This window comes from Glaciecola sp. SC05, assembly GCF_041380235.1.
GTDB lineage: Bacteria > Pseudomonadota > Gammaproteobacteria > Enterobacterales > Alteromonadaceae > Glaciecola.
In genome coordinates this window covers 145,190-163,484 of the sequence record NZ_JBGIYY010000008.1, presented here as the reverse complement: position 1 = coordinate 163,484, position 18,295 = coordinate 145,190, and the positions used below count along the sequence as shown (strand labels likewise).

Here is an 18,295-nt window from a genome sequence, read left to right as displayed (position 1 = left end):
CTTTTTTAACTCACAAAAATACAATGTAAATACTTACTATGTCGAAAACGCTAGATAACATTATACTTCACCTGCAAGAAACCGAACGAATGCACCAACACATCGCTCAACAGAATTTGAGTCACAATGTTCGACAGTTACAAGCATGGCAAACAAAACGACTGTTGGTAAGCCATCAAGATTTATGGGAATCAAAGCGCTTTAAACCTGCAATGAAGTTTTTCGTTGATGAAATATATGGCCCAAAGGACTTTAGTCAGCGTGACAAAGAGCTCGCACGTGTTGTACCCAAAATGGCCAAAATAATACCCGATAAAGCCATGCTCTCGCTGGAGGCTGCGCTCAGGCTAAATTGCCTTTCACTTGAACTTGATATGACACTTTTGCACGAGCTAAAAAATCAACCGCTCAACCGTGATAGTTACTTTGCATGCTATCGGCAATCTAATAACCAGTCAAAACGAGAAGAACAAATTAGTCTGTTAGAAATGCTTGGGCTCGATTTGGCGCAAGTAGTCAAAATCTCAGGTATTTCAGCAATCTTAATGTTGTCTCGAAAACCAGCGAAAGTTGCTGGCGTGCAAAGCTTGCACGAATTTTTAGAAACGGGATTCAAAGCGTTCAAAAAACTAGGCAATGTGCACGACTTTATCGATCCGATAGTGAATAAAGAAAGGCAGATGATGCAAGCACTGTTTGCCGCCAGCACAGATAATGAAAACCCACTGCCCGAAATACCTGATTTGGAGCTACCTTAATCCAGAGCACACCTCTTATTGCGTCACAATACAATTTTGGGCGCTATTCTCCTAACTTTTCTACTACGCTGAGTCAGGCCTAATAAGGGTCTTATTGATGATCGCCGATTTTATTTTGGCGGTTTGACTGTTTTCTTGATAGTAAGGCTGCAAACTGAAGTAAATAGTCATCAAGGTTCTATAGACGATATCTGGGTTGCTCAATGAAAGCCCCTGCATTTGATAATAATTCAAACTCTGAAACATCGTTAAACTAATAATATCGAGCAATAAATCAATATCGGCGTCTTTTCCAATTAAGGTGCCGTCCTGCTGTTGCTCACACAAGCACTTGCGCAAATACTGGCGCTGAAATTTGGCCAATCGGTGAAGTTTTGTATTGATGGCTGGATATTGTGCTGAAATCTCAGCGATGTTCTGAAAAAGAAATCGAAACAAATACATCGTATCCAAACAATAGAATAAATATTTATAAAAATCTTCATTGTTGCCTGAGGACTGGGGAATATCATTTATCTTCGCCACATATCTATCGACTAAGGCATTTATAATGTCGTCTTTGCCTTTGTAATGGTAATAGAGGTTGCCTGGGCTGATATCTAATTCGTTGGCGATATCGACACTAGTGATATTGCGCTCGCCTTGGCTATTAAATAAATCGAGACTAATTAATAATATTTTGTCAGCGGTCTTCAAGGTCCACAGGCTCCAATACACGTCACCCCAACATCGGAATAACAAACAAAATTTAAATAAACGAATTTTTCTGTGTTTTTAGTATGCGCTTTCTAATCGATTTGTCTATATTCGCACCATCAGGCAATCGCCCCAAGCTTATTTACCATTTTGGAGAGTACATATGACGAATTTAGAAAGAATAAACAACACCAAAGAAACTGCAGAAGAAATTGCTCGCAAAATTTGGTTGGCTGGTTTAGGCGCATACGGAAAAAGTTTTGAAGAAATACAAAGCCAGTATGAAAAGCTTAACACGGAAACGACTCGTTTGTTTGAAGAGTTAGTGTCTAAAGGCCAAAAGCTAGAAGCAGACACTAAAGTTAAAATCAAAGAAAAAACGACCGTAGAAAAACGTGTAGAAGAAGTACGCAAAAAGCTTGGTCTTGATAATTCAGAAACTGAAACCAAGATTGACGAATTGACACAAAAAGTTGATGCCTTAACTCAAGCGGTTAGCAAACTTTCTTAATCGACATTCTAGCGAGTACCCTCATCACTGGGTTATACGCAAAACGCAATATACAGGAGACACAAACATGTCAACTAAAGAAACCTTAGAAAATATGGCTCGCAATACATGGTTAGCAGGCTTAGGCTCTATTGATAACAGCAAAGAAGCACTTGCAAAATCAATTGATGCTGCACAAGAAAAATCAAACAGCCTTTACAGCGAGTTAGTTTCGCGCGGCGAAGAAATCCAGTCTAAGATTAATGAGACCAAAGATGCACTACAGGCAAAAGGTAAGAGCTTGTTAGGTATGGGCTCGGATTCTTCTGACGAAGAAAAGTTAGCGTTGTTAACGACCAAAGTTGATCAGCTCACTACTGTCGTGGTTGCCTTGATTGAAAAACGCAATGCCGATGCTGCAAAACCGAAGGCTCCTGCAAAGCGTAAAGCAGCCGCCAAGCCTAAAGCTGAAGTAGCGCCTAAGAGCACTGCAAAATTGGCACCTAAAGCCGCAGCGAAGCCAAAAACAGCAACTAAAGCAGCACCTAAGGTAGCAACAAAGCCTAAAGCATCAGCAGCAACTGCTCCGAAAGCTGCGGCTGCGCCTAAAACAGCTGGAACAAAAGCGCCTAAAGCAGCAAGCACGCCTGCAGTTGAAGCGAAAAAAGACGCTGACACTAGTAAAGGTGAGTAAACTGTAGTTAGATGTAAGTCACTACAGCCAGATAAATGTACACATAAAACGGGCCAATAGGCCCGTTTTTTCACGTAAAAAGCACACACAATTCGCAGTCATTAAGATTACAAGGCTAGACAATGCAAAAATATAAAACAGTAATGATCACCGGCGCATCTGAAGGGATTGGCAGAAGCTTTGCAGAAACCTTCGCTAAGAACGGTCATGATTTAGTCCTCGTGGCGAGAAACGGCCTAAAACTGCAAGAATTAGCCTTAGAGCTCAAAACAAAATTTGCGATTGAAGTACACGTATTTCCAGTTGATCTGATTCCAGTTGATGCCGCCAAAATACTTTTTGAAGACATCAAAAAAGCCGGGCTCCAAATCGACATCTTGGTAAATAACGCGGGTATGATGCAAGTTGAAAAACTTCACCATTGCGATATAGATGGTTTAAATCGCCTGATCCAGCTCAATATTCAAAGCTTAGTAAACATGACCTATGAATTTATTGGTCCTATGATCATACGCGGCAAGGGTAAAATTCTGAATGTAGGGTCTATCGCTAGTTTTATGCCAACACCAAATTTTGCGACTTATGGCGCCAGTAAAGCCTTTGTATTGTCATTTACAGAGGGCATTGCCGAAGAGCTAAGAGGAACCGGCGTAAGCGTTACCTGCGTGTGCCCCGGTATGACCAATACTAAAATGCTTGATCACGCTGAAGGATTTGAAAAATATATTCCTAGTTTCCTCAAAGCCGATCCGATTGAACTTACTAGCCAAGCCTATAAAGCATGTATGAAAGGCGACGTTGTGTTTTTAGACAAATTGGCAAATAAAGTTTTGGTGCAATGGGCAACCCACTACCCAAGATGGATGGTACGCGGCGTAAACGGTATATTTGCACGCTTTAAATAAGCGTGTATTTTACATGGACCAATGATAGTCAAATGCAATAGTAGTGTCGTATCAATACGAGCTTATTTGAGTACCTTGGCATACGGTTGCATGGTCGGGTTAATCAAAGGCGTATTACCTTTAGACAACTCGCCTTTCACTAATAGTAGTTCTGAGAGCTTCTTTGGGAAAATGCTGAACAGTTTTGCAGGTGCATTTTTGCATATTGACCTACAGAAAAAATAATCAATTAGACTTGATGTTAAGCGTAACAAATGCTTACATTTGTGAAATCTCAAATGTTCTTGGAGATGGTATATTTTGAATTTGTATTAAACAAAATATCATGGAACTGAATGAAACTTTTCTCATTGTTTAAGGCTGGTTTTCACATGAAATCACTATTCAAAAACACTTTTACATTATTCCTGCTTGCTGTGTTATCTCCATCTATCACTATTGCCAACCCACAATTGGCCTATGTACCAAACGCAAGAGCCAACATGGAAATACTGGATACACGTCTTTATCAATCATCACAATTTGAATACCCACATGCTGTAACCATTGCATTACCCGCCTCTTATAAACAGTTGCCAGACAAGTCTTATCCTGTTTTATGGGTGTTAGACGACCCTCTTATGACGCGCACAGCTATCGCTACTGTTGATTTACTGGTAGCGGGTAACTTTATACCAGAGCTGATTGTAATTGGTGTCGGAAGCCCTTCGGAAGCAGGCCTAGCTGGCGTTGGGCGAAGAATCATTGAATTCTCGCCGCCAGGAGAGGGCTTTGCTGCCCCTGGGCTACATTCTCAAGTTTTTAAGGAGGCGGTTCCACTTCCAGAATATCCGCATCGGGCGGCAGATTTTCTAGCATTTTTGGCAGACGAACTACGCCTTGAGCTCGCACAAGAACTGCGTTTTGCAGATGATCACATTTTGCATGGTCACTCTCTTGGGGGATTGCTTGCAGGCTATACATTGTTTTCACGTCCTAGCGCATTTGATCGTATGATAATTGGCTCACCGGCTATGGCAAATGTAGACGACTCTGTTTTCAAACTAGAAGCAGCATACGCGCGAGAAAATAGCGAGCTCCCCACTCAACTTTATGTTGGAGCTGGAGGTGCAGAAGGTAACGAGTGGTTCCTAAATGTGGGTGGCATTTTAAGTGGGACTGCACGTTTTATTGAACGCCTATCATTAAGAAATTACACTGGCCTGCAATTACATAGCAAAATATACTCAGACGAAAACCACTACACAGTCGCACCAAGAATCATCAGCGATGGGCTTCGTCATTTTTATCGAGAAGAGGCAGAGAAAATTGGCTCAAGTTGGCCTCAGCAACCAAAAAGAACTGAAGACAAAGATTAGTTTATCCTTTGCCTGCTTTTGCAACTTGGCAAATATCATCGACTATTTGCGGCCACAACTGCATCGGCAGGGTGTGCCCCATGCCCTTGAGTATCTTTAAGGTCGCATTTGGTATCGCTTCAGCAGTGGCAATACCGCACTCAACAGGCACCAATACATCAGCATCGCCATGAATCACTAAGCTAGGTACTTGTAGCTTCTTAAGCGCTTCAGTTCGGTCGGGTGAATCAATAATCGCACTTAATTGGCGAGCAACGCCCTCTGGGTTAAATCCGCGCTCACGTGATTCACGTAAGACTTTTTCAACTCGAACTTTGTCAAATGAATAATGCTCACCATGCAGTACTTTCCAAACATCTAAACTTTGCGCAACATAAGCTTCAACATCTTTAGCAAGGGGCTTTAGCAGCTTAGCGCTTACCTTTGTCTTCGCTTTTGGTAAAGACCGATTGCCTGTAGTTGACATAATTGAAGTCAGACTGCTCACTCTTTCAGGACATTTTAAAGCGACACACTGCGCTATCATTCCGCCCATTGAAGCACCTACCAAATGCGCGCGGTCAATGTCTAATGCATCCATTAAGGCCAAGGTGTCATCTGCCATATCATCAAGCAAGTAGGGTGCGTTAACCTTTTTGTTGAACAAGGCATTGCCGATAAAATGCCATACGCTGGGCACTGGGTAATCTGTCAGCCAGCTGCTTTTTCCAATATCACGGTTATCAAAGCGAATGACCCTGAAGTTTTTGCGCGCTAATAATTGGCAGAAATCATCGTTCCAATGGATCATCTGGGTACCCAAGCCCATAATTAAAACAATAACCGGGTTGTCCAGCTCACCAAAACTATCATAAGTTATCTGTAAACCATTCGCTTCTACTTGCTGAGCCACATGGTGGCTTACATCATTCGTCATTCTTTAAATTGACCTTATTTTTTGGTTTTACTGTTAGAAAATAGTTTACTCATGCTTCTGCGATTTCTTTTGATAGGGCTCCCATGTGCCTTCACTTTGCGACAATCTATTTGCAACAATCCAAATGACTTCATGATTATGTCCAAGCCCTAAATGACTACCTCGCACCTCAATATTTTCAGCCTGATCCTCAGGGTTAATCTGCATGTTTGTGCAGGCCTTCCAATGGGCTACGCCATCGCTGCGAGAATAAATGGCAGATGAAGGCACGGGAGGCGGTTTTAACATGTTAGTCAATACCTGTGGGTTGGTGGTAACGATGTCTCCGTTAATCATATCGAATAATTTTGACACCATCGGTGCTGAGCCGCCTGGGCCATTGAACGGGCTTCCAAGGGTAATCACTTGGCGTACATGATCCGGCAGCAAGCGAGCGAGCTCTCTGGCTAATATACCGCCTAAACTCCAGCCTACTAAGCTGACTTTTCTGTCGTGCTTCAACGACAGTGTAATAACACGATCGATTAGTGCATCACTTAATACATGAGCGCCACCCACAATTTCAGTGCCTAAGTTTCTTCCAAGACCCCAACCATAGGTGCAATATCCTTTAAATTTTAAAAATGCACGTAAAGGTTTAGTGCTGACATCACTGGCCATAAAGCCCGGCAACACCATAACCGGATGGTTATCGCCTTTTGGTGCTAACGACAAATAAGGCATTAACATGCCCGTTACGCCTAATTCAAAAAGGCCTCGCCCCTCTGTCATCATGTTAAACAAAGATGGTTTTGGTAACTCTAATATTGGTGCATCTACACTCATAGTACTTCCTAAAAGATGAGTTAATCTTGCTCTAAAAACTTTTTGAGAACGTCGGTTTCGTTGAATTTTTTTTGTGCTGCTTGTTCCAATTCGTTAGCGCTTTCACGAATATATCGAGTGAAACTGTCTAAATCTGGCATTAAGTTGACCGCACTAGTTGGGCTAATTGAAATCGTACCGTTGTAACTACAAATGGGCATAATCAGGCCCATCCCATCGAAGATTGGCGCTGTGCCCATATTCACAATTAATTTATGTCCGGCCATATGCAAAGGAATTTGTGGGCCCGGCACATTGGTAATCACAACATTAAAAAACGGATTATGCCGCTTCGCGACCGCCGCACGAGAATAAAATCGCGCAGCCACACCGGCTAATCCAAATGGAATTAACTCGGCGTAACCCATTAAACTTTTCGCATCAATGGCGTCTTGATACAGCTTACCAATCACCGTATTTTGATGGATTTTTTCTAAGCGCTTAATTGGATCTTCAAGATCAGTAGCTAACTGCACGTACATCGCTGACACCTGATTGCCCATGGCGTTTTTTTCTTCATCGGTTCTTGTTGAAACCGGCACCATGGCCACTAACGGTTTGTCTGGTAATTCGTCTTTTTCGAGTAAATATCGACGCAGCGCACCGGCGCAAATAGCAAGGATCACATCGTTTAATGTCGCGCCTTTTACCACCTGCCGTAAGGCCTTAACTCGGCCAATGTCCAATATTGCAGAATTCCATACTCGTGCTGCTTCAACCGTGTCATTAAAACGCGTCTTTGGCGCCCTGAATGGCAAGGTTGGTAGCGTTACACCGGGGCTGCGGGTTAAATACCCGGCTTTCAAGGTGGATTTTCCCGTATCCCACAATAAACCCGGCAGCTTTGTCGGACGGGTAATAAAGTTATATGCACTTTTTGCCATAAGGCCAACTGCACCTGGTATTTCTTCGACCACTTTATCAGGCGGCGGCGGAACTTTGCGGGGTGTCGGCGAGACGTCGTAAAGCATTGTCATTAGGTCTGCGCCCGACTTTCCGTCAAAGCCCGCATGATGGACCTTACTGATAAGGGCTACGGAGCCTTTTGGAACTTGAGGGATCGAATCTAAGCCTTCTACAAAGATAAATTCCCATAGGGGTCGGTCCCGATCAAGCTGTTGAGAGAACAAACGCGACGCCAAATAGCGTAGCTCTTTCCATCCACCTGGGCGAGGCAGAGAGGTGCGGTGCAAATGCTGGTTTAAATCAAAATCGGGATCATCCACCCAATAGGGCCGATCTAAACTCATGGGCACCGTGACCAATTTTTGCGTGAGCTTATCAACGGTATGCAGCCTTTCTTGAATAAATTGACGAAAATCATCAAACTTTAATGAGCCTTCAATAATCGCAACACCGCCTATATGCATAGGCACTTTTGGTGTTTCTAGATACAAGAAGGAAGCATCTAAACCCGATAATTCTTCCATTTTTTCTCCCTTGAAATGCGCACACGCATGGCTCGTTTACTGATTATTTAAATCACCCTCATCATTGTGCTAAGGGCGACGCTAACTAGTGCTATTTGTCTCTTAGTTCTCGACGTAAAATTTTGCCAACATTACTCTTTGGAAGCTCGTCTATAAACTCTACTTTTCGAGGAATTTTATAAGCGGTTAGGTGTATGCGACAGTGCTCAATTAACAGCTCTGGCGTCAACTCTTCGCTTTTACGCACCACGACTAATTTGACAATTTCGCCTGAAGACTCGTGAGGTATGCCAATTGCAGCGGCCTCAAGCACGTGTTCGTGCATTGCCGCAACCTCTTCAATTTCGTTTGGAAACACATTAAAGCCAGATACCAAAATCATATCTTTTTTGCGATCCACGATATAAAAATAACCGTCCTCGTCACAGGTAGCAATGTCGCCGGTTGCTAACCAACCGTCTACAATCATTTCGTCGGTAGCATCTGGACGATTGAGATACCCTTTCATGACCTGCGGGCCTCTCACCAGCATTTCACCGGCTTCACCCATGGCAACTTCGTTACCGCTGTCGTCGACCAGTTTAATCTCAGTAGATGGTACAGGCATGCCTATAGAGCCTTTATAGGCTTTTAACTGCGGCGGATTTACCGTTACGGTTGGGCAACACTCGGTTAAGCCATAACCCTCTAATAACACAAGCCCTGTTGTTTGCTGCCAGCGCTCGGCAACCGGTCGCTGCACTGCAGCCCCGCCGCCTAAAGCAAACTTTAATTTGCTGAAATCTAAATCCGAAAATCCTGGGGTGTTCAATAAACCGTTAAACAAGGTATTTACCCCGGTTATGACGGTAAAAGGATACTTGGCTAACTCAGCCACAAAACCGGGCATGTCTCTAGGGTTGGTGATCAATAAATTAGGGCTGCCAAACTTCATATAAGTCAAGCAGTTACCTTGCAATGCAAAAATATGATAGAGCGGTAAAGCGGTAACAACTAGCTCTTTGCCAGGTTCAACGAAGCCTTCTAATATGGTGGAAGTTTGCTCTAAGTTTGCAACAATGTTTTGGTGGCTGAGCATAGCGCCTTTGGAGAGACCTGTAGTGCCCCCTGTGTATTGCAAAAACGCGAGATCCTCACCGGTAATTTCAGGGCGCTCATAGCTAAGCTTGCGGCCTTGCTTTAATGCTCCTAAGAATGTTCTCGCAGAAGGCAAGTCGTAGGCCGGAACCATTTTTTTAATATGTTTAACGGCAAAATTCGTTACTAATTTTTTGAGCGGCGACAGCATATCCCCAAGCGATGTTAGCAACACCGTTTCAATGGCCGTATTTTTGATCACCTCACTCAAAGTACAGGCAAAGTTTTCAATGATCACAATGGCTTTTGCATTTGAGTCGATTAACTGGTGCTGCAGCTCTCTTGGCGTATAAAGAGGGTTTACATTCACAACTGTCATACCGGCGCGCAGAATACCAAACAGCGCAACAGGATACTGGATCAGGTTGGGCATCATAATCGCAATCGCATCGCCTTTTTTTAACCCTGAATGTTGTAAATATGCGGCAAAATCTCGTGAAAGCCCATCTAGCTCAGCAAAGGTGATGCTTTTCCCCATATTGATATAGCTAACGTTAGCCGAATAGTTTGCAATAGACTGCTCAAAAATATCGACTATCGATGAATAACGTTGAGGGTTGATTTCTGCGGGAACCCGAGGGTCGTAATTCTTTAACCAGATTTTTTCCACTGTGCCTCCAAACAGTCGACTTTAAGCAATAACCTTAGGTAAGGCACAGCAGCAGACTTATTATTTTTATTAAGTTAAAAACCTTATCTGAGTCTACCTAAAAACCATGGGAAATTATATCAACAATTTATTAACAATTGGCAGAGACCTAAACAAGCTGTATATGAGTTGGAGTACCGTCAGCATTTGAGGGCTATGCAACGCGGTTTTTCACTAATACGGAGACAAAAAAAGAGAGTCATAAGACTCTCTTTTTGTGCTAAATGCAGTAAAACTTACGCTTTAGTTGCCGGCGCAGCTGATAATTTAGCCACTGCTGCGGTCAATGCGTCAATTTTAGCGCTTAGCTCTTCAATTTTTTGATCGTTGTCTTGATTGTTCAAACCAAGCTTACCGCGCACTGATTGAATGCGTGATTCAAAATCAGTCTTCGCAACAACGTCGTTTTTCACTTCGCCTACTTTGACTTTACCTTCAGCTTCAAGCTTTTCGCCTTTTGCTACTAGCTCATCAAAGAATTTGTTTGAATCAGTTGAAAGTGCTTCGATGCGACCTGTTAATTCTTCATAGCCCTTACCGTAAGCGCCTAAGCCAGCTAACCATACTTTACGAGCCATCTCTTCTGCAGTAGTCGCTGTTTCTTTAATTCTGTCAATGTTAGTCATAATGTTCATCCTGTAATTGTTAAATAAAATAGTTTTGCCTTGATAGGATGAATACTAGAGATATAAATTAGAAATCGCATACTAATTACATATTATTTTTAATTTATTTTTTTTAATTTGCGATCACCTTAAATTTAGGGGCCTACAGACCCCATTCGCTGTAAATTACTTAGCGTTTTTTTGCTCGAGCATTAAATCGCGTAAATAAATTCCACCTTTAATTCCCTCAATAGCCTCTTCAATATAATCCGCAATGACTTGCACATCCCCAATGGTATCTCGACACGCCATTAAGCCAAAACCGATAGAATCACAATAGCTAACCACGGTGATGTTTAGCGATTGACCGTCAATTAATACCGACAAAGGATAGGTAGCTTTAAGCTTAGCTTGGCCAAAGTAAAGAGGCTGACGCGGTCCTGGTACATTTGAAATCGTGACGTTCGCCGCCGGTGGAGTAATGCTCGATAAGTTCAACTGATTCAGAACTGCCACAACCCCTTGGGCCATTACTGCAAAGTTCGTAGCGGCATCGGTAGAGACGTTTACCAGTTCACTTTTGGCATCTTGAGTCGACTGGCCAATCAAATTAAGACGAGTCATGGTGTCGGGTTCGTTGGTTGCTAAATTAGCAATTACGTAGGTAATTTGATTACCGCTGCGATTCACTTGCCGCACAGAAACCGGCACTGAAGCAATCAACGATTTTTTGGGTAGCGCGCCTTTATCCATCATATATTTTCTCAGTGCGCCGGAACAAAGCGCCAGCACAATATCGTTTACCGTCGCGTTGGCTTGCTTCCCTAGTGCTTTTAATTCTGCCAGGGAGAGATTTTTAACGGCAAAGCGGCGAGCACCGGTAATTGGCACATTAAACAAAGATTTTGGCGCACTAAACGGCACTGGGGAGGTATTTTTATCAATCCCTACCGCTTTAAGACCTTGCCCCATAAACATCTTCGATAAGTCTTGGACCATCTTACTGCTAGAACTTACTTTCTCGACAAATTTGGTGGTTTTTTCTTTTAAGCCTAAAGACTCTTGTGTGGCCATTTTTTGGTACTTTGGAACCCCGACCCAAGGTGCTTTCACTTCATCTTGTGCAACCAAGCTCAAACAGTTTTCCATCAGCTCAATTCCGCCCATGCCGTCTATCGCAGCATGATGCATTTTCATATACAAAGCGAATTGATTGTTTTCTACACCCTCAATCAAATGGAATTCCCACAAAGGCCGCTCGCGATCTAGCAGTCGGCTATGCAGACGCGATGCTAACTCAAGTAAATCCTCCATTTTGCCGGGTTTTGGCAACGCCGAGTGGCGCACATGATAGTGAATATCAAAATTTTCATCAATTTCCCAACTCGGTAATGCGGCGCTGCGCACTGAGCTTAGCTTCTGATTAAACGGTGCACCTGGTGGCTGGCTCTCAAGCTTCGTTAATAAATCTTTGGGGAAATTGCCTTTGTAGTTTTTTGGAATTTCAAAGATAGCCAAGCTGGCCACATTGACCGGCGTGCTTTGCTTTTCCAAAGACAAAAACGCCAGATCCAACGCGTTTAATTTGTTTGACATGATATTTCGCTCAATACACTAAAGTTGGGATGCCTTAGTGTATGCATAGCAAGACGGCTTTTTCAATTTTATTCGCTAAATTAGATTCTGGCGAGTTGGAGTAAACATATTCAACATGTACCGAACATTTTGCTGCGTTGACCCTTATCGAGATATTTAATCCGCAGCAAACCTAAATCTGCAATGCAACGCCACTGCAGCAATATGTCTTAATCAGCATACTGTTGTTTAATTAAATCAGCGGCTCGCTCAGCAATCATTATGGTCGGCGCGTTGGTATTGCCACCAACCAAACTTGGCATTACCGAAGCATCGATAACCCTCAGGCGCTCTACACCTTTGACTCTCAATTGTGAATCAACCACTGTCGTGGCATCTTCAATCTTGCCCATTTTGCATGTGCCGATGGGATGATAAATAGTTTCCGAACGCTGCTTAATAAACTCCAGTATTTGTTCGTCACTTTGTACTTCAGGGCCAGGGCCAATCTCTCGAGATTGATATTGTTCAAATCCCTTTGCGCTTAAAATTTTGCGTGCTTTTCTGAGGCCAGCAATCATCACTTTGCGGTCGTCTTCGTGCTCAAGATATTTAGGATCAATTTGCGCTGGAACCTTAGGATCAGGCGATTTTAATGTGATGCTGCCTCGGCTTTTTGGATACAAACAGCATACGTGCAGGCCATAGCCATACCCAAAGGCAGTTTTGCGTCCATGATCGAGTAAAATAGCCGGTAAAAAATGATATTGGATGTCGGGGATGTCTTTCGCATACTGAGTTTTTACAAACCCTCCCGCCTCTGCAATATTAGAGGACAGTATTCCCTTGCGCTTAAACAAATACTGATAAGCTGCCTTTACGTATCTTGGTAAAGCACTAAACGCGACCGCATATCCTTCTCTGGCTTTGCAGCGATGCTGAACCAATACATCGAGATGGTCTTGTAAATTTTGCCCGACACCGGGAAGGTCAACCTTGCACTCAATGCCATGCTCGCTCAAATGTTGTTTTGGGCCAATACCCGACAACATCAACACTTGAGGGCTATTGATTGCGCCGCTTGATAAAATGACTTCTTTGTTTGCACTTAGGGTCTGAGATTGCCCGCCTATAGATACATTTACACCTGTTGCCACCCTGCCTTCTATTATCACTTTTTCAACTAAGGCTTGAGTAATAACGGTCAAGTTAGGTCTCAATAAAGCATCTGTTAAATAGGCTTTGGCAGAGGAGCATCTTTGCCCATCACGCTGGGTTACCTGGTAAAATCCTAGGCCTTCTCTTTGAACACTGTTGAAGTCATCAACGGTTTTTTCGCCTACCTCTGCGGCTGCTTCAACAAAGGTTTGTGAAAGCACATCTTTATGGCGCAAATCGCTAACACTCAGTGGGCCACTTGCACCATGGTCTGCGCTAGCACCCCGCTGTTGATTTTCTGACTTTAAGAAATAAGGTAGCACTGAATCCCAGCCCCAACCGTCTGCACCTTGTGATTGCCAGTTTTCGTAATCTTCCTTAACGCCTCTAATATAAATCATCGCATTGACAGAGCTAGACCCTCCTAAAGTCTTACCTCTCGGCCAATGCAGCTCTCTGTTGTTCAAATGGGTTTGCGGAGCAGTAGCATATCCCCAACCAATCCCCTTCACTCTAGACAACAGGGACAAACCAAAAGGAATATGTATCAGTGGATTTTTATCTTTTGTACCAGCTTCGATTAAGCAGACAGAATGCTGTAGATTTTCAGATAACCTAGCCGCCAAGGTAGCACCCGCGGAGCCGCCGCCGACGATGATAAAATCAAACTGGTTTTGAGATAATGTTTGCATGAATAGTGTTCACTGCCTAATTTTAATACTGCCACCGTAATGCACATCACTGCCAGTGCTTGCTAATGACTTGGTAAGGATGAATTAACAGCGAATATAAGCGCCCTCAACTCATCAGATGTCTTACCAGTGACAATATCAAAAAAGTCAGCAAATTGTTACTTTTCTGTTCAGAAAACTTATCAAACTATGTGAATTTTATCTCAGAATGCTTTACACCCTTGACTAAAAATACCGGAGCTTCACAATGCTAGCAGTGCTGTAACCTTAGAATGTTTGCTATGAAGCCAGAATGGCGTTTAAAACTGCGATTATTTGCTGCCAAATTAATGATTAAATTCGGCAAGCTAAAGCATGCTGAGTACTCTAGTGCCGAACTAAAAGAAATCATCGACAAATATCTTCCGATAGGGTTTAAAATAGATGTGCCGGTAGGTAAGGGCGACCTCACCTTACTAGAGGCGCAAATCAGCATGCCTAAAAACTGCAATGTCATTAACATCGAGATACTTGGCAGCATCATTATCGGACCGGTGGGCTCACCAATATACCGAGCACATTTAATTGTAAAACTTGAAGCTCACCCTATTTATGAGCCTGCAACTAATACAGTGTCAGTAGACAAAGTGTTAGTTGCAGACATGCAACTGGTAAACGATGAATATGCCATTATTGAAGACAGTCGTGATCTGCTTTCGCTATTATTTCCAAGACCTTTACAAAACTTGCTAAGTGGCACAGTGAAATCTGCGTTTGGCTTGATGACTGGCGGCGTATCAGATGTCGCTTCCAATTACTTAAAGCTCTATTTATCTGGCAGCAAACAGCGAGTGTTTGACTACCACAGGCCACAAATAGAAACCTTGGTGAATGATTTTGCCAAAACCGATGCACTGCGCTATGAGTTAGATCCGGCAAACTTTGAAGAGCAACTTTTTTGCTTATACGGAAAGGAAGTCGCCGTTGAAGATGGGCTGTTACGGTTTAAGTTTTAATTAAACTCAGTGGCTTAAATTCGAATTCGTCAGTTACCCGGTTTGCATCGACTCAACGCGCTATTTCGCGTCAAAAGATTCTTTCCAACGCTGTTGGGACACATGCTGCTTAACGAGCTCTAAACACTCATTCACAATCAATAGTACTTCTTGATCGAGCACATGATCTTCGCTAGAGAAACGCCCTAAGCCATGCTCAACAAAGTCATCAATTTTCTCTGGTGTGATATCTTTTAGTAAATTGATAATCGACTGTGTCACGATATCGGTAATCGATTGCTCTAGCGTATTTTCAATCGTGCGGCCTAGCACTGGCACGAGTTTTAGAGACGAAACCTGTGAGTTGCTGCGCACCGCTTTACCCACACTTTTCTTGACGTGGTTACGCACAGATTCAGCATCTTGATTATGCTCGATGGATTCGCCAACATGCACCATTACCGATGACAGCCATTGCGTTAAAATCGGCAGGCGTGTGGCGATAACCTGTTGACCAATATCTTCGATTAAGGGTGAGCCAGCCGCAATATCTTTTTGTGCATCAGACAGGACTTTTACGACAATACGATCACTTAGCTCCTCTACAAATACATCGTAATAAAAGATAACAAAGCGATATACTGCAGTGTTGCGTAAGTCGATAATTTCATATTTTTGTAAACGGTATAAAATTGAAAATATGCGTAAAAAGCGGAATATTCTCGCGCCGCCCAGCGGAATACAGCCCACCAAATCATACCAATGAATAAACGGAAAGAAATACCAGCGCATATAGGTTTTGCGAACAACCGCCGCCACCCAACGCACGCAAAACTCTGCTAAAAAAACCGCAATAAACGCCAAATCATAGAGGATAAAATTATCATGAATGGGTGCATAAGCCGTCACAATATCTGGCGACATTGAGGCTAAAATGGCTTTAAAACCTTGAGTAGCAAACAAACCGTCAAATAACAGCCAAATCAAGTTAACAAATAGCAAACTCAGCATCACAAGGTCGAGAATTAGCCAAGGCCCCTCGTGGCTAGATTTAAGCTTGGAATAACTGAAGTTAACCATCTTAAGCAAATTTCTTTTCGTGGTTCTGCAGGGTTTTTTCTGCACGCTGCAGGGCAGTCATGATCATCGCTGCAATTGATGGCGATTGGTTTTTAACCGTCAATGTATTTGAATGAGCTGCGCATAGCACTTGCGCATCTTGCCACTGCTCAGCAATTTCGGCGACCCAGAGCCTGAAGTCATCCGCAGCACCTTGGCGGCGCTCTAAGGTTTTCGAAAGCGTCATATGAAACGCTACTTCAGGACGTTTCAAAGCACCCAACACACCCGGCAGTTTTAGAAACATCAGGGTATCATCAACATGTATCGTTTTTGACGCCAGATGGTAAGCGAGTACCGACGAAAAATGCAAATGCTCATTCTTAGAAATAAAATCAACGCCGCGCGGCACTGAAAACTCAAAATCTTCAGCAAACAAACTCGCAAACTCAGCAGAATTGCTCAGTTCAGCTTGCCACGGCAGGTTTGGAAACTTATCCATATGACGCTGCGTGCCATACAACTTCGCGTGCGGATAGTCTGCATGCGTCCTTTCGACATGTATGGTATGAAACGGGTGCAGATTAATGATCGCCTCAATATCAAGGCCATTGTTGGTTAGTTCATCTACCCGCTGCTTAACGTCACCTTGCAAAGTGTAAGCATCTAATAACACAAACTTGCCGTTATGGCGTTTCACTAAAGACGCTTGTGTACCGATATTTAATACACCAAAGACTCTAAACTCGCCGCGGATATTCCAAAAATCATCGGCAATTTTAATTATTTTATCAGTCATCACGTCTCGCTATGTTCGCAAACATTATGCGCATGCTTGTTAGTAAAAAAGGTCTCAACTATTTACGACCTTCAGTCCATGGTGTTTTCCTAACAATAGCGCTTCTCGTTCTTTTAAGCGCTTTAGATAACTGCGCAAAGTTTTACTGATCATCGTGTTGCGTTTAATCAAATCTAGTTGCGGCCAAGATGAGCGCTCTCCGTGCTTGAATAATTCTTCCAAACTTTTCTTGCTCGGGTTAGACACGATATGAAGCAGATTAGCCAGAGTAGGATCAGGCAAAATATTAATATCCCCTACATATTGCTGCTCAATAACAGAGCGGACCTTATGGATCCCTAGTTTTGTCGCTCTATGGCTAATTGCGCTCTCAAGCACATCAAAGGCGTAGATACTGTTAATTTTCACAATTTTAGCAACATGGCGTAAGCTCAGACCTACCAAACCTGTGGCGTCGCGTTTGTCACGGGTCCGAAACAAGGTAGATATAGGGTTAGTTTGGCTCACGATGCTGTGGTTCACACCATATAGGCGAGCCAGGCGTTTAAACGGTAAATCAGCCATGATAGAGCCATCTGCAAATCGGCGGTTGGGAATATAAGGAACAATTTCACCCTGCTGATTCTTAGCTTTTAACTGCACCGCTGAAAAGACAATCGGAATTGCGCAAGAGGCCCTAACGGCCTGCGAAATGATGGCATTCGGTGAAGTCTTGGCGTTTAACAGACGCGAAAATTGATGCAGATCCGCGGCCGAAACGGTGATCGTTACATGCCGCCCCGTCTTTTTATAGGCCTCTTCAAAAGTCATTAAATCAAATAATTCGATGAGTGCGTTTTCAAGGTTGGTGCTGTCAAACAGACCATTCTTGTTAAAGCCATTCCAAATACGCCAAGTCTTAAATTGGTCGTAAATTGCGTCGGGCGTCAGCATGGTTTTTAGTTCTTCGTTGGTTCTTGTGCCAACCAAACCCGCAATGATGGAGCCTGCGCTTGCACCAGAAATCACCTCAGGGAGCAAGTCATGCTCTACTAGCGATTTGATTACGCCACCATGAAAGAAGCCCAGACCAGCGCCGCCGCTTAGCATCAAACAGCTGCGTCCAAATGCATGTGCAGTTTCATCAAAAAAGGAGAGTTTTTCGAAAAAATCGATTTCATTTTCGTCGGCCTGATAGATGAAATCTAAGGATTCGCAGACCTCGGTAATAAATTCTTCGATTAAATGCTTTGTGCCAATTTTGGCATGACCATTGAGCGACGATGTTGCAATATTGCCAAGATTACCGTGGAGGCCCTCATGTAAAATATACATCAAACCGGGGGCATCGTTTCTCGATTTAGCTTCTTTTATCCGCTGCACGCGCTTGCGGATGGCACGGTAGTCGTAATCTTTGCATGCATCTTTCGCTTTCCACTGTGACGCACCCGAGAGCTCATCATGAGCTTGGGCGGCTTCCTTATATTCGGCATAAGAATCAGCAGTATTCATGACATTCTCTAATTCAGAAAGTCTTTTATTGGCCATATTTTTCTT

17 protein-coding genes are annotated in these 18,295 nt (G+C 43.2%); 6 read left to right on the top strand and 11 right to left on the bottom strand.

Going from position 1 to position 18,295, the window contains the following annotated elements:
- The first annotated feature begins 89 nt into the window (after positions 1-89).
- Entirely contained in the window at positions 90-758 is a 669-nt protein-coding gene (locus tag AB9H30_RS09415; RefSeq protein ID WP_371194411.1) for a hypothetical protein, read from the top strand.
- 63 nt (positions 759-821) lie between these two features.
- Here the strand turns inward: AB9H30_RS09415 and AB9H30_RS09410 are convergent, their stop codons facing one another.
- On the bottom strand, positions 822-1,454 hold the full coding sequence (locus AB9H30_RS09410; RefSeq protein WP_371194410.1) for a TetR/AcrR family transcriptional regulator: 633 nt from the start codon (positions 1,452-1,454) through the stop codon (positions 822-824).
- Positions 1,455-1,617: 163 nt separating this feature from the next.
- On the opposite strand from AB9H30_RS09410, the gene AB9H30_RS09405 reads away from it, so the two are divergent.
- The 4 genes from AB9H30_RS09405 to AB9H30_RS09390 all read left to right on the top strand — a co-directional run bounded on the left by AB9H30_RS09405 (position 1,618) and on the right by AB9H30_RS09390 (position 4,901).
- Entirely contained in the window at positions 1,618-1,965 is a 348-nt protein-coding gene (locus AB9H30_RS09405; protein WP_371194409.1) for a phasin family protein, read from the top strand.
- 67 nt (positions 1,966-2,032) lie between these two features.
- On the top strand, positions 2,033-2,638 hold the full coding sequence (locus AB9H30_RS09400) for a hypothetical protein (RefSeq protein WP_371194408.1): 606 nt from the start codon (positions 2,033-2,035) through the stop codon (positions 2,636-2,638).
- A 122-nt stretch (positions 2,639-2,760) separates the two neighbouring features.
- Positions 2,761-3,543, top strand: coding sequence for an SDR family NAD(P)-dependent oxidoreductase (locus AB9H30_RS09395; RefSeq protein ID WP_371194407.1), 783 nt, complete (start codon positions 2,761-2,763; stop codon positions 3,541-3,543).
- Between the two features lie 371 nt (positions 3,544-3,914).
- On the top strand, positions 3,915-4,901 hold the full coding sequence (locus AB9H30_RS09390; protein ID WP_371194406.1) for an alpha/beta hydrolase: 987 nt from the start codon (positions 3,915-3,917) through the stop codon (positions 4,899-4,901).
- Between the two features lies 1 nt (position 4,902).
- On the opposite strand, the gene AB9H30_RS09385 is transcribed toward AB9H30_RS09390, so the two are convergent.
- The 7 genes from AB9H30_RS09385 to AB9H30_RS09355 form a co-directional block, all read right to left on the bottom strand.
- Entirely contained in the window at positions 4,903-5,817 is a 915-nt protein-coding gene (locus AB9H30_RS09385) for an alpha/beta fold hydrolase (protein ID WP_371194405.1), read from the bottom strand.
- Positions 5,818-5,862: 45 nt separating this feature from the next.
- On the bottom strand, positions 5,863-6,642 hold the full coding sequence (locus AB9H30_RS09380; RefSeq protein ID WP_371194404.1) for an esterase/lipase family protein: 780 nt from the start codon (positions 6,640-6,642) through the stop codon (positions 5,863-5,865).
- A gap of 20 nt (positions 6,643-6,662) precedes the next feature.
- A complete protein-coding gene (locus AB9H30_RS09375; RefSeq protein ID WP_371194403.1) occupies positions 6,663-8,111 on the bottom strand; it encodes a wax ester/triacylglycerol synthase family O-acyltransferase in 1,449 nt (482 codons plus the stop codon).
- Positions 8,112-8,202: 91 nt separating this feature from the next.
- The gene (fadD, locus tag AB9H30_RS09370; protein WP_371194402.1) at positions 8,203-9,858 is read right to left on the bottom strand and encodes a long-chain-fatty-acid--CoA ligase FadD; all 1,656 of its coding nucleotides are present in this window, start codon (positions 9,856-9,858) and stop codon (positions 8,203-8,205) included.
- A gap of 275 nt (positions 9,859-10,133) precedes the next feature.
- Positions 10,134-10,523: a phasin family protein gene (locus tag AB9H30_RS09365; protein ID WP_371194401.1), complete on the bottom strand. Its 390-nt coding sequence runs from the start codon at positions 10,521-10,523 to the stop codon at positions 10,134-10,136.
- 165 nt (positions 10,524-10,688) lie between these two features.
- On the bottom strand, positions 10,689-12,098 hold the full coding sequence (locus AB9H30_RS09360; protein WP_371194400.1) for a wax ester/triacylglycerol synthase family O-acyltransferase: 1,410 nt from the start codon (positions 12,096-12,098) through the stop codon (positions 10,689-10,691).
- 209 nt (positions 12,099-12,307) lie between these two features.
- Positions 12,308-13,927 carry a GMC family oxidoreductase gene (locus tag AB9H30_RS09355; protein ID WP_371194399.1) on the bottom strand — a complete coding sequence of 540 codons (1,620 nt, stop codon included), beginning with the start codon at positions 13,925-13,927 and terminating at the stop codon, positions 12,308-12,310.
- Between the two features lie 281 nt (positions 13,928-14,208).
- Here AB9H30_RS09355 and AB9H30_RS09350 point away from each other — a divergent pair, with 281 nt between their 5' ends.
- Positions 14,209-14,922, top strand: coding sequence for a hypothetical protein (locus AB9H30_RS09350; protein ID WP_371194398.1), 714 nt, complete (start codon positions 14,209-14,211; stop codon positions 14,920-14,922).
- A 60-nt stretch (positions 14,923-14,982) separates the two neighbouring features.
- Here the strand turns inward: AB9H30_RS09350 and AB9H30_RS09345 are convergent, their stop codons facing one another.
- Genes AB9H30_RS09345 through AB9H30_RS09335 form a run of 3 tightly spaced genes read right to left on the bottom strand, consistent with a single transcriptional unit; the run spans position 14,983 to position 18,286 of the window.
- Positions 14,983-15,981 carry an ion transporter gene (locus AB9H30_RS09345; RefSeq protein ID WP_371194397.1) on the bottom strand — a complete coding sequence of 333 codons (999 nt, stop codon included), beginning with the start codon at positions 15,979-15,981 and terminating at the stop codon, positions 14,983-14,985.
- 1 nt (position 15,982) lies between these two features.
- On the bottom strand, positions 15,983-16,759 hold the full coding sequence (locus AB9H30_RS09340) for a hypothetical protein (RefSeq protein WP_371194396.1): 777 nt from the start codon (positions 16,757-16,759) through the stop codon (positions 15,983-15,985).
- A 54-nt stretch (positions 16,760-16,813) separates the two neighbouring features.
- Positions 16,814-18,286 (bottom strand): DUF3336 domain-containing protein, encoded by a 1,473-nt coding sequence (locus AB9H30_RS09335; protein WP_371194395.1) that lies wholly within the window; start codon positions 18,284-18,286, stop codon positions 16,814-16,816.
- Between the last annotated feature and the right edge of the window lie 9 nt (positions 18,287-18,295).